This is a genomic window from Gilliamella sp. X-60, assembly GCF_057063585.1.
On record NZ_JBXSQJ010000011.1, the window covers coordinates 32,105 to 44,786 of the forward strand.

Here is a 12,682-nt window from a genome sequence, read left to right on the forward strand (position 1 = left end):
GGGTAACAAATGCTAGCAGAATATGTATACGTTAATGATGAGCCAGAAAAAATTATCAAGCAGATTAAAAGCGTGAGATTTAAAGCTGATTATGATATTACCGAGGTTTGCACTCGGTTCGGTAACTGGTCTAGAAAAAATCTATATTTAAAGCAAAATACGCCATCTTATTATAACTCTCAACCAAAAAAAATGAAAGAGATTTGCTCCGACAATGATGCTCAAGTAATTAATCAAGCATTTTTGTCTATTTTGATTTTAAGTGGTCAGCAATCAAAAGATATTTATGATACGCTCATATTATCCTATTTCGGTGAAAAACAGGTAATTACTGATTATATTGCAACAGAAGGATATGTAAGAAATGAATGGAAAAAGCATGCAAGTGGCATTTATGAAGTGCCGAGCAAGCAACTATCCAAAGGCATTAGAGTTGACAACATCTATATAGTGAAACCTCAATCAGTGCAGGATATAGCAAGAAAACTTGATACAAACTGGAATGCGGTGGATAAGCTTAAAAAAAGAGGTGAGGACTATTTGCGAGGTTATTTTGCATCACTAAAGGTCAACTCTGGAACTGAGTTAGAGATGATTAGAGATAGAATTATTTAATAGCACAAAAAGACAAAAATAATAGTTGACTTGGTCGCAAATGCGACCTATAATACTTACATAGATTCGGAACTGGTTCGAATCGAAACCTAAAGAAGAGGGATTTTAAAATGACTACATTAAATATTCAAAATATCAATATCGAAATTCAAGACTTGAATGAAAATTCTGATTGCCCACAACTTGGGATGATTCAAGTTAGTATGTCTTTCTATTTCAAAGATAAACACTATTGTTTTAGTCTTCAAACATCAAATACTTTTGATGCTGGTGCCGTAAGTTCATCTTTAGCTGTATATAAAGATGAAGATCAATATGATGAATTTGTGGAAGCTGTTTCAAAAGACAGCGAGGTAGATTCATGGGATGCGGAAGAATTGGTTGAGGAATTCTTTACTAAAGAAATCAGTGATCACGCTCAAGAGTTATTTGATTCTTATGTTAATAAAAATTATTTAACTCAAGATTTTAATGGTATGGACGCTAACTCTTTATCAAATGAGTTAAGGAGAGTTCATGACTAATACTGAATTAAAGGCGCTTAGGCGCCTGTTCTTTTTGGATGTGACAGAAGCTGCTCAATTCATTGGTAATTGTCATGTTCGCACATGGCAAAGATGGGAGCAGGGGACAAGAAGTATTCCGGATGATGTAGTTAAAATGATGAATCTTTTAATAGAAGAACGTCAAGGAATATTAGCTATGTTAAGCAACAACAGTTATGTAGATGCTACAACTGATAACATTTTATATTCTAGATTAATAGAATCTGTTCGAGCTGAACTTTTAGCTAAAAAATGGAGTTGCGAATGAAACTTAGATATTATCAAAAAGAGGCTATACAAAAAGCGGTTGATGAATTAAGTGTTGCTGATAGAGCAACTATTGTTATGTGCTGCGGATCGGGTAAAACTGCTGTTGGTGTTGGGGTGGCTAAACAGTTAAAAGTGAATTATGTTGCTGTTGTAGCACCAACAATTTTGTTGGCTGAGCAATTGAAAAATGTATGGTCTAAAGAGCAATCAAAAAAGGTTGTTGTTTTTAACAGTGCTCAAGATGTTGATTATGATAATTTGCGTGATGAAATAAACGCTAATAAATCAATCGTTATTGTTACAACATATCACTCAGCTAATACTTGTGTTGATGCGTTTCAGCAAGTAGGAATTAAATTAGATTTAGTTATTTATGATGAGGCTCACAGAACTTCTGGTAAGTTCGAATCACTTTTTAATCGAATTATCAAGCGAAATGATGCTATTTCTAAGCATTTGTTCATGACGGCAACACCAAAAATGGCATCTTATGAAACTGATGAAACTGAATTTTTTAGTATGGATTCTGAGGAACAATACGGGAAAATATGCTACACATACACATTAAGACAAGCGATTAATGATAAAGTTGTTTCTGATTATAGAATATTAGTGTCTCATGTAGATCAAAATGATTTGAGAAAATCAATATTTAGTAATGAAGAAAAACATTATTATGCTATTGCCTATTCTCTGAAAAAAGCTATAAAAAAGTTTTCACTAAACAAGGTTATTACATATCACTCATCAATTGAAAAGGCGCAAAAATTAACTGAAATTTTTACAAGTGTAATTAGTGATTACAAAGTTTTTCACATTTCTAGCTCACAACCATCTAAAATAAGAGATGAAAATTTATTTAATTATGCAAATTCAGAAAAAGCCATCATAACAAATGTCAGATGTTTTAGCGAAGGGATTGATGTTCCAGATACTGACGCTGTTATGTTTTGCGATGAAAAGACATCACAGATAGATATAACTCAAAATATGGGGCGAGCGATAAGATTGAGCGAAAGCAAGTCGCTTGGGTATATTATCGTGCCTGCATTTGTTGATGAAAACTCAGTTGGGTTAGGAGATTACTCTGGGGTGTTAAATATAGTGCACGCATTAAGCGAAAGTGATGAAGAGTTGGCCGATGTAATTAAATTAAGAGTCAGTCAGAATGAAGATGAAAAAGAAAAATTTATAAAAAATATAAAAAAATTTGTTTTTACTTATGATGATCTTGGTTTGTCAGCAAATGAGCTTGAGGATAGAATTTACATAAAAATAATGGATTCACCGAAATCTTTCTTTGAGAGGATTGAGCAAGTTAAAGAATTCATTAAAAAGAATGGACACGCTAGAATCGGTCAGGATAATTGCGATGATAAAGGTTTGCTAGGCTGGATAAAATACAACAGAAAGGCATATAAAGATAAATTATTAAGCCAAGCAAAAATTGACATGTTAAATAAAGTTGGTTTTGTTTGGGATGTCAAAGAAAATTTGTTTTATCAAAAACTGGAAAAAATGAGAGCTTTTATAACTGAAAATAAAGGAAACATACCGCGTAAAGGTGATTCTATTCTGTACCCCAAGGAGCTAATTTCATGGGTCGCTTCTCTTAGATCAAGGTATTCAAAAGGGGAGTTAAAAACAGAGCATATAAAAGCACTGCAAGAACTTGATTTTGATTTTGAGCCGCAAAAAAACATGCAATCTCAGCAAGACAAAATTGTTGAAGACATATTTTATCATCTAGCTAACAAGAAACAAATGAATGATGATTTGAAGGACAAATTCATCAAATTAAGAATCAAACTCAAAGCAAATTTGCTTAGAAAGGATTTAGTACAAAAAATCCAAGCTTATGAAAAAAAATATAATGTAGATTTTTTTATCAAAATAGATAATAAGCACTCAGAAGATGTTAAAGAAAAAGCGTTAGAGTTATACAAAACCGGTTTGTCTTGCGCTAAAGTTGCGGAGGTGTTGAATGGCGCTGCAGCTACTAGCATTATTTCAAAATGGGCCAGAGACGCTGGACTTTCTAGAAAGAAAATTATTACTGAGGAAATGAAAGAGCAAATGGTTAAGCAAGCTCTAAATGGCATTAGCACTAAATCTATTGCAAGCCAGTTTGATTTAGGAAACACCACCATTTTAAACGTTTTCTCAGAAAAAGGGCTGATTTATGATAAAAAATCCAAAAAATACTCAAAAAAATAAAAAAAATCTTGATTTCTTAAGAGCGCAGTGGTATAAAGTACTCAGACTGGAATTTTTGTATCCAAACTGTTTTTAAAAAGAAGCCTAACTTTAATAAGTTGGGCTTTTTTATTGTCTAATTTATGCAAAATACATCAACAAAAGAACTAGCGGATTTACAAGATAAATATTTAATCGATCTTATTGAAAGGTAGCTTGGTTCGAGTCCAGCTAGACCCACCATAACAGTCCCCCTCATAACCTCTACACAATCTGGATAAATCTGGTTTGTGATACGTTTGGGGGCATCTACAGAATCGACAGCAAAGCTAGACACATGCATAACTACACAATAGCTAGCACGCTGTCACATCATTAACTAACAAGAAGAATAATAACATGTATAAATCATCAATCATGGAATGGTTGCAATCGAATGCGCCGTTAATTTATGGCGTCGTTTTGTCCATTGTCATAGCCTACGGTCGTTTAACATACGACGGGGTTGGAGGCCGTCGCAAATGGGTGGAGGCATTGTTGTGCGGTGCGTTGTCATTAGCTGCTAGCAGTGGGCTAGATTATTTTGGTTTGCCTGTTAGCATGAATCCGTTTATCGGTGGCGCAATTGGTTTTTTGGGGGTTGATAAATTACGTCAAATATCAAATTCAATGTTAAGAAAAAGGGTTGATAACAACGATGACTAAGCTAACTGAACATTTTATGCTAGAAGAATTTACGCGCTCGCCAACAGCTAACAAATTAAAAATTGATAATTCAGTACCTACTGATTTAATGCCCAACGTGCAATTAACAGCTACTCATCTTGAGCTAGTAAGAAAAGCTTTAGGTAGCCCAATTATTATTACATCTGGATACCGCTGTCGGGCATTGAATTCAAGAGTTGGTGGTGTTGCAACAAGTGCTCATACGAAAGGCTTGGCTGTTGATTTTAAATCGTCATTTGGAACGCCTAAAGAGATTTGCCAACGATTAATTGATTCTGGTGTACAGTTCGATAAATTAATTCAAGAGCATAATCAGTGGGTCCATATTGGATTTAGTCCAACCAACAATCGTCAAATAGTATTAACAGCCGTTAAACAAGGCGGTAAAACGGTTTATTTAAGTGGTTTGGTATGAGTAAAGAAAAGATATTAAGCATCGCATTAACCATTGCTGTTTTTGTCTTTGCTGTCTATTTCGGTTACAACAATTATCAAGAGAAGAAACAGCTACAAAAAGATAAAGCTGAGCTGTTCGGAAAAATCGAACAGTTGAACCAGGATATTGCTAAAAACAACCAAATCATAGCTGATAACGAGCAAAGCAAACGTGAGTTAGAAAACCAATCACTAGAACGGCAGGAGCGAATCAATGAGCAACTCAAAAATAATGACTGCGCTAATGAGCGTGTTCCTAGTGTTATCTCTAACAGCCTGTACAACAGAGCGAAAGGTTTACGTCAATCGACCGATACCAGCAAATTTACTCAGTGACTGCCTGCCAAATTTACCGCCTAAATCGATGACATTCGGCGATAGTCTAAGGTATAACGAGCATTTGCTAAATGTTATTGAGAAGTGCAATGCGGACAAAAGGGCGATAAGAGAGATTAGTAATTAAAGAGGTAAAAATGGCGATATTTAAACGTGTTTCGAAAGAATATATCCAAATGAATTATACCCATTACGCCTTAGCGTACGGGATTTACCCGGTTTATATAGGTAAACTACATCACGAATCACCAACTGTAGAAGTTAGAAATTGGTTTCCAGTATGGGGATTAACCTTGCTTGATAACATCATTCAACCAATGCTAACGCTGCTTGGTAAAGAAAATATGTTTATGTTTAAAGTGACTGGTGAAATAAAATGCGCCGAAGATAACTGGTTACCAAAAATGCAGAGATTAAAACCGTATGAAGAATCTTCATATTGGCAGAATTTCACGCTAAGCCAATTGGACGCCGCAATATACGATTTAAATAAAATTAGAGCAAACTCCGATTTCCCAAAATGGGTAGATAATTGGGTTTGTGATAAATTAGATTGTGCATTGAGATTTATTGAATACTCAAAAGACAAGTATGGTTGCAAATCCATGGCTAAGGATGCATACAATATGGTGACTGACGCATTATTAGTGTTAGATTTATTTAATTACAAAAATCTGTACGATAGTAAACCAGACATTAGTAATTTAGAAAAATACATCAAAAGCAAAAGTAAATAACTATTCACTTTTACCGCATGAAGTATAAAAAATCCTGGGCAGTTATAAAAAATAACTGCATATTTAATCAAACCGCTTAATTGCGGTTTTTTTGTGCCTGAAATTTGCCATCACACGGCAATTAACAACAAGAGCCACTTAGGAATGAGTTTTAGAGGGTATCAGATGGTTTTCATGGTTACCTCTCTTGACTGGTTCCCTGTGTGACTAAAACTCATTTCTAATGGAGAATACCATGAATATTATTAAATTCGATTTTAAGGGTCATCAAGTTGGTTTCAATGATGATGGATGGATTAACGCAACAGAAGCGGCATCAAGATTTGGTAAACGTCCAAATGACTGGCTAATTCTTCCTGATACAGTTAATTATATCAATGCGTTAGAATCTACATACCAGAAAATCCCGTATGTAAAAACGAGCCGAGCTAGAAAGGATCGTGGTGGTGGTACTTGGATTCACCCTAAATTAGCGGTTAGGTTTGCGCGTTGGTTATCTGTTGATTTTGAGATATGGTGTGATGAGCAAATTGATAAGCTTATTCGTTCTCAGGCTGTTACTTATACAGATGAGCAAGTATTAGCAATACTAACTTATAGTCAACCGCAAACATGGGAAAAACGATTCAAGCAACCATTTTATCAAGCATTATCAAAAATGACTAACTTGCCATTTAACGATCATATTGGCGGTTGTCCATCATTATTTGGACTGATAACCCAGAAGTGGGTTTATGGTGTCGTGCTACCTAAAAAGGTTTATCAAAGTATCAAAGAGCGCACCAAAAAAGGCGAAAAAATCCATCAATTCTTAAAACCAGATGCACTAAAAGCAGTAGAAGACCAGTTAATAGCAATAACAACCATCGCAAAAGGTTGTATTGATTATAAGGATTTTGAGGCTCGATGCTCAACAATATTTAATACAAAAGGTCAGATTAAATTTATATTAGCTGCATAACGGTAACTATCATGGATAATAATAAAAATCCTATTTTTTATGCTCGCATTGTTAGTATCTCATATGTAGAGCATCTCATTAGAATAAATGGCGATAATATTTTTAAGCACCATTTAGGAGATCTAGAATTAGAGCCTGACAGCCTCGCCTCCTTTCTGGAGGGATACTATGAACAACATCTTTCCGAATTTGAGCGTATATGTATGTACGGCTCAATGATTGATCTAAATAAAACAAAAGAAGGTTGTTCATTTAAAATTGGTACTACTTTTTATTTAAATCAATCAGGTATTGATAGATTAAACAATCTAATGAGCAGTTTCATTCTAATGAAATCAGAAGAGAAAGAAACAAAATCAAGTATTGCATATCATTAACATTAAGGTTAATCACGTTCGTTGAGATAAAGAGAAATGAAACAAATTCAATTATTAATTTAAGGAAAGATTATGAAAAAGCCAGACTGGGAGGCTATCGAATCAGCCTACAGGGCTGGATTACTGTCTATAAGAGAGATAGCTTCACAACACGGAATAACTCACGGCGCAATAAATAAAAGAGCAAAGCGTGATGGTTGGGAAAGAGATTTAAGCGCAAAAATTAAAAACAAAGCAGACTCATTGGTATCCAAAAAAGAGGTATCCACTCAGGTATCCAGTGAAAATAAGTTAAACGAGCGGATACTCATTGAAGCTAACGCCGAAGTAATCGCAAATGTTCGAATGGAACACCGAGGTGATATTCGTAAAGCTCGTAATATTACCAACGCCTTATTTGAGGAGCTTGGCGCTGAATGTGCTGATATAGAGTTATTCAAAAAACTTGGTGAGTTATTAGCAAATCCAGACCAAAACGGCAGGGATAAACTCAATGAAGTTTATATGGCCGTCATATCTATGCCAGAAAGGGTAAAATCAATGAAAGCATTAAGTGAAACGCTGAAGAACTTGATTGCTTTAGAGCGTCAAGCTTACAACATTGATGACACACCTAAAGATAATTCAGTTGGCCAACTTTCGGATTTAATGGATAAACTATCACGGGAGGGTTAATGTTATCTCCTGGTCATTTAAAAAAACTCAGTAATAAGCTTTGGCGTTTAAATAACCTCTACTACATCACGGATAAAGCAGGCAAGCAAATTCGCTTCACAATGACCCCCGAACAGCTTGAATATTTCGAAGGTATGCATACAAGGAATATCATATTAAAAGCTCGGCAATTGGGTTTTACTACCGAAGTATGTATTATTCAGTTAGATGCCGCTTTATTTGAATCAGCTAAATGTGCGTTGATTGCTCACACTTTAAATGATGCTAAAAGATTATTTAGAGAAAAAGTCAAATATGCCTATGACAGACTACCCGAAGAAATAAAACAAGCAAATCCCGCTAGTAATGATGCTGCTGGCGAGTTAGTCTTTAAAAAAGGCGGTTCGCTTTATGTTTCTACTTCATTTCGTGGTGGTACACTGCGTTACTTACATGTTTCTGAGTTTGGTAAGATTTGTGCTAAGTTTCCTGATAAAGCCAAGGAAATCGTCACAGGTGCGTTTGAGGCGGTTGCTACAGGCTGTTTCATTACTATCGAAAGCACAGCGGAGGGTAAAAGTGGTTATTTTTATGATTATTGCAATACAGCTGAAAAAGCCCATATTCAAGGTAAGCCTTTATCATCACTAGACTGGAAATTTTTCTTTTTCTCTTGGTGGAAGAATCCGCTTTATGCGATAGCGCCAGTTGAACCGATACCAACTCGATTAGAAGAGTATTTTAGCGAAATAAAAGCTAAGCATGGTATCGACTTAACCGAACAACAAAAAGCTTGGTATCACGCTAAAGAGAAAACGCTTGGCGATGATATGAAGCGTGAATATCCATCTATTCCAAGTGAAGCCTTTGAGCAATCAATCGAGGGTGCTTACTATGCAAGGCAATTCAGAGAGCTATACAAAGAAAAACGCATTACCGTACTATCTGATAATAGTCATTTACCTGTTTATACTTATTGGGACTTGGGTGTCGGTGATTCAACCGCTATTTGGTTTGTGCGCAAAGTGGGTGAAGAATTTCACATCATCGACTACTACGAAAATAGTGGCGAGGGTCTCAGGCACTACATGAAGGTCTTGAAAGATAAAGCCCAAAATCTTGGTTATGAATATGCTGAGCACTGGGCGCCGCATGATATTGATAATCGTGAATTATCGGGTGATGGTAAGAGCCGTAAACAGATAGCAAAAGAAGGCTATGAAATTGACGGTGAGAAATACAGCATTAAGTTTAATGTAGCCCCAAGGTTAAGTGTTGATGATGGCATCGAATCAGTTCGTGAAATTCTTCCGCTCTGTGCATTTGATTCAAGCAAATGTGAACAAGGTATTGCTTATTTAGAAGCGTATCGTAAAGCATGGGATGATAAAAACGGCTGTTGGCGAGATAAACCGCTTCATGACCATACATCACACGGCGCGGATGCGTTTAGATATTTTGCTGTGGCTAATCGAAATGCACGCAGACAAGCTTTTACAATTCAAATGGAAACAACATTCTAATGAATCATGACATTACTTTTATTCGACCTGAGCACAAACAAGCATCTATTAACTGGGAAAAAATGCGGGATGTTTGTGCTGGCGCTGAAATAATTAAATCAAAAGGTAATCAGTATTTACCTTATTTAGATCCTACCGATAAGAGTGAACGTAATAAAAAACGCAACCAGGATTATATTGCAAGGGCGGTTTTTTATAGCATTACTGGTCACACAAAAATTGGTTTAATTGGCATGGCTTTCCGCAAAGATCCAACAATTAGCATCCCTAACAAGTTGGAATATCTCAAAACCAATGCAGATGGTGCGGGAACAAGTATTTACCAACAGTCACAATCAACGCTTGAATCAGTATTAGAAGTTGGTCGTCATGGTCTGTATGTTGATTATTCATCAGATTCTAATGAGTCTATGATTTTATCGTATAAAGCAGAAGATATTATTAACTGGCGAACACAACGAATTAACGGCAAAGATAAGCTAGTTTTAGTTGTTCTTCGGGAAGTCGTTGAAGTCTCTGATGGATATGGTTTTAAAGATATCACTCAATACAGAGAGCTAGCTATTGAAGATGGCAAGTTCATTTGTAAGGTTTGGCGTCGCACAGGTGAAAATAACAGTGGACCTTATGAAATTGATTCTATTTATGAGCCAAAACCAAAAAATGAAGATCATTGGCATGAAATTCCATTTACATTTGTAGGCGCTCAAAACAATGACCCAACAATTGATGATTCTCCTTTATCTTCATTAGTTGAAATTAATTTAGGACACTATCGTAATAGTGCTGATTATGAAGATAGCTTATTCTTTTGTGGGCAGGTTCAGCCTGCAATCATCGGATTAGACACAGAATGGCGAGATTTCTTGGAAAAGAATGGTGTCAAGATTGGATCTCGTACCCCATTATTACTTCCTCAGGGCGGTAATTTTGTTTACGCCCAAGCACAGCCTAACACTTTAGCTAAAGAGGGTATGGACGATAAGCGCAATTATATGGTGGCACTAGGCGCTAGGTTAATAGAACAAAACTCATCAGCTAAAACCGCAACACAAGCTAATGGTGATCAAACAGCATCAACATCCGTACTCGGTATATGTTGCTCTAACGTGTCGGAGGCTTACACGATAGCGCTGAAATGGTGCGCTCATTATCTTGGGATAGTGGTTGATGACATTGTTTGTTCTATCAATCAAGAGTTTATTTCTAAGATTGCTGATGCTGGCATGATTACCGCTATTGTTAGCTCATGGCAATCAGGCGCAATCAGGGATGAGGATATGATACGTGCAATGCAAAAAATAGATATCATTGACCCAAGCGCAGATCCTGAAACTGTTAAGCAGGAGCTAAAAGACGCTGATCCTCAGTTGCTAGGTAATTTATGACAATTAACAAAAAACTACGAGATGAAGCTATCTCTCACCGCGTTAATCTGGTTGGTTATGAGCATAATTTAATAAGAGAATCACTTAAACTACTAAATGTTGTTGATAAACAGCTCACAGCTCAATTGTATATTGCGTTAGATAATTTATCTTATAGTGAATTTAAAATATCACGACTTGAATCAATGCTCAGTAGTGTTAAGTCATTAAATTCATTTTCTGATTATCTCTTTGGTGAATTAAATGCATTTAGTGAATATGAGAGTAATTATCAATATTCACTGTTTGAATCGTTATTATCCGATATTGTTAAAGCTAAATACCCTTTAATGCAGATATCGCCCAATCAGTTATTTGCGGCGGTAAAAGCAAAACCATTTCAAGGGCGATTATTGTCTGAATGGGTAAGCAATATCGAAGATGACAGACTTAAACGTGTTACAAATGCCGTTAGAACTGGTTATGTAACTGGCGAAACCACTGAACAGATTATTAGAAGAGTGAGAGGTACTAAAAAGAACAATTATAAAGATGGCGTTTTAGAAACGAGTAAGAGAAACGTATCATCATTAATTCGCTCAGCTGTATCTCACACAGCCGCCGTTTCTCGTGATGAGTTCGGAAAGGCTAATAGCGATTTAATAAAAGGCAAGCAATGGTTATCTACGCTTGATACTAGTACTACTCCGATGTGTATTATTCGTGATTTAAAACAGTATACATTAGATAACCAGCCTATCGGTCATGACATTCCATACGGTGACGGACCGGGTAAATTACATTTTTGTTGTCGGTCTGTTGAAACGTTTATACTAAAAAGTTATCGTGAACTAGGGATCGACATTGATGAAACACCAACTGGAACACGAGCATCAATGGATGGTCAAGTTCCTGCTAAAACATCTTATCTTGAGTGGCTAAAAACGCAATCACAAGAAAGACAAGAGCAAATCTTAGGAGTAGAAAGAGCGAGGTTATTACGCAATGGGGAAATTGAGCCAGAAAAGTTTTTCACTCGCGATGGACACTTATTAACTCTAGACGAACTACGTCGCACATACTAACTATTAATTGTTTATTACAAGGAGGTCGCTATATGCGACCTTTTTTATTTTCAGAGCAAAGCTCAAATCCTGAGGGGAAATTATGTTATTTAGAGAAATCAACCGAAAGTTTTATTCAGAAGCGCAAGAAGGTGGCGATGCTGGTGGTGGCGCAACAATCACCCCAGAAGTACAAGCCTTAATTGATAAAGCAGTTGCTGAAAACACGCAAGGCTTAAAAAATAAAAATACCGAATTGCTCGGTAAGCAAAAGGCATTATCTGAAAAACTAAAGCAGTTTGAAGGGATTGATCCTGACGCCGTCAAAACAATTTTACAGCGATTTTCAGATGATGAAGAAGCAAAACTTATTTCAGCAGGGAAAATCGATGAGGTATTAAACAAACGCACAGAGCGGTTTAGAAGCGAGTTTGATAAAAAACTCAAAGCAGAACAAGAGCGAGCTGATAGCGCACAAAAGAAAGCTGAAAAGTATAGCAGTATTGTGCTTAGCAATAAAATGACTAATGCGGCATTGAAAGCAGGAGCGTTACCAGAAGCATTAGAAGATATTAGTTTACGTGCCAAAGGCATGTTTATTTTAAGTGATGACGGTGAGGCTGTCGCAGTAGGACAAGATGGCGAACCTTTACTTGGTAAAGACGGTAAAACTCCGTTAACACCTCAAGAGTGGGTGGAATCATTAAAAGATAATGCTCCACACCTATTTCCAAAAGCCGAAGGCACTGGAGGCGGAGGTCACAAGGCAGGTGGTTCCAATTTAGTTCGTTCAAAAATGACCAGTACGGAAAAACACAACTACATCCAAAAATATGGTCAACAAGCATATTTAAAATTACCAAAAGATTAAGAGGA

16 protein-coding genes are annotated in these 12,682 nt (G+C 36.2%); all 16 read left to right on the top strand.

Going from position 1 to position 12,682, the window contains the following annotated elements; genetic code table 11:
* The first annotated feature begins 9 nt into the window (after positions 1-9).
* The 16 genes from ACYIAM_RS07165 (at position 10) to ACYIAM_RS07240 (ending at position 12,677) form a co-directional block, all read left to right on the top strand.
* On the top strand, positions 10-615 hold the full coding sequence (locus tag ACYIAM_RS07165) for a hypothetical protein (protein ID WP_483747776.1): 606 nt from the start codon (positions 10-12) through the stop codon (positions 613-615).
* A 110-nt stretch (positions 616-725) separates the two neighbouring features.
* The gene (locus ACYIAM_RS07170) at positions 726-1,139 is read left to right on the top strand and encodes a hypothetical protein (protein WP_483747777.1); all 414 of its coding nucleotides are present in this window, start codon (positions 726-728) and stop codon (positions 1,137-1,139) included.
* A complete protein-coding gene (locus ACYIAM_RS07175; protein ID WP_483747778.1) occupies positions 1,132-1,428 on the top strand; it encodes an Aca2/YdiL-like domain-containing protein in 297 nt (98 codons plus the stop codon). The genes ACYIAM_RS07170 and ACYIAM_RS07175 overlap by 8 nt, the downstream gene beginning before the upstream one ends.
* Positions 1,425-3,647, top strand: coding sequence for a DEAD/DEAH box helicase family protein (locus ACYIAM_RS07180; RefSeq protein WP_483747779.1), 2,223 nt, complete (start codon positions 1,425-1,427; stop codon positions 3,645-3,647). Before ACYIAM_RS07175 ends, ACYIAM_RS07180 begins: the two co-directional genes overlap by 4 nt.
* Positions 3,648-4,025: 378 nt before the next feature.
* Positions 4,026-4,331, top strand: a complete 306-nt coding sequence (locus ACYIAM_RS07185; RefSeq protein ID WP_483747780.1) for a phage holin, lambda family — start codon at positions 4,026-4,028, stop codon at positions 4,329-4,331.
* Complete coding sequence (locus tag ACYIAM_RS07190; RefSeq protein ID WP_483747781.1) at positions 4,324-4,767, top strand: D-Ala-D-Ala carboxypeptidase family metallohydrolase; 444 nt, start codon at positions 4,324-4,326, stop codon at positions 4,765-4,767. The genes ACYIAM_RS07185 and ACYIAM_RS07190 overlap by 8 nt, the downstream gene beginning before the upstream one ends.
* Positions 4,764-5,123, top strand: coding sequence for a hypothetical protein (locus ACYIAM_RS07195; RefSeq protein ID WP_483747820.1), 360 nt, complete (start codon positions 4,764-4,766; stop codon positions 5,121-5,123). The genes ACYIAM_RS07190 and ACYIAM_RS07195 overlap by 4 nt, the downstream gene beginning before the upstream one ends.
* Entirely contained in the window at positions 5,032-5,250 is a 219-nt protein-coding gene (gene lysC / locus ACYIAM_RS07200; protein ID WP_483747818.1) for an Rz1-like lysis system protein LysC, read from the top strand. Before ACYIAM_RS07195 ends, lysC begins: the two co-directional genes overlap by 92 nt.
* A 10-nt stretch (positions 5,251-5,260) precedes the next feature.
* Entirely contained in the window at positions 5,261-5,860 is a 600-nt protein-coding gene (locus tag ACYIAM_RS07205; protein WP_483747782.1) for a hypothetical protein, read from the top strand.
* A gap of 235 nt (positions 5,861-6,095) precedes the next feature.
* A complete protein-coding gene (locus tag ACYIAM_RS07210; protein ID WP_483747783.1) occupies positions 6,096-6,821 on the top strand; it encodes a KilA-N domain-containing protein in 726 nt (241 codons plus the stop codon).
* Positions 6,822-6,832: 11 nt separating this feature from the next.
* Positions 6,833-7,198: a hypothetical protein gene (locus ACYIAM_RS07215; RefSeq protein WP_483747784.1), complete on the top strand. Its 366-nt coding sequence runs from the start codon at positions 6,833-6,835 to the stop codon at positions 7,196-7,198.
* A 72-nt stretch (positions 7,199-7,270) separates the two neighbouring features.
* Entirely contained in the window at positions 7,271-7,873 is a 603-nt protein-coding gene (locus tag ACYIAM_RS07220; RefSeq protein ID WP_483747785.1) for a hypothetical protein, read from the top strand.
* On the top strand, positions 7,873-9,375 hold the full coding sequence (locus ACYIAM_RS07225; RefSeq protein ID WP_483747786.1) for a terminase: 1,503 nt from the start codon (positions 7,873-7,875) through the stop codon (positions 9,373-9,375). Before ACYIAM_RS07220 ends, ACYIAM_RS07225 begins: the two co-directional genes overlap by 1 nt.
* Positions 9,375-10,763, top strand: a complete 1,389-nt coding sequence (locus ACYIAM_RS07230; RefSeq protein ID WP_483747787.1) for a DUF4055 domain-containing protein — start codon at positions 9,375-9,377, stop codon at positions 10,761-10,763. Before ACYIAM_RS07225 ends, ACYIAM_RS07230 begins: the two co-directional genes overlap by 1 nt.
* Positions 10,760-11,827, top strand: a complete 1,068-nt coding sequence (locus ACYIAM_RS07235) for a structural protein (RefSeq protein WP_483747788.1) — start codon at positions 10,760-10,762, stop codon at positions 11,825-11,827. Before ACYIAM_RS07230 ends, ACYIAM_RS07235 begins: the two co-directional genes overlap by 4 nt.
* 82 nt (positions 11,828-11,909) lie before the next feature.
* Positions 11,910-12,677: a hypothetical protein gene (locus tag ACYIAM_RS07240; protein WP_483747789.1), complete on the top strand. Its 768-nt coding sequence runs from the start codon at positions 11,910-11,912 to the stop codon at positions 12,675-12,677.
* Positions 12,678-12,682: the final 5 nt, after the last annotated feature.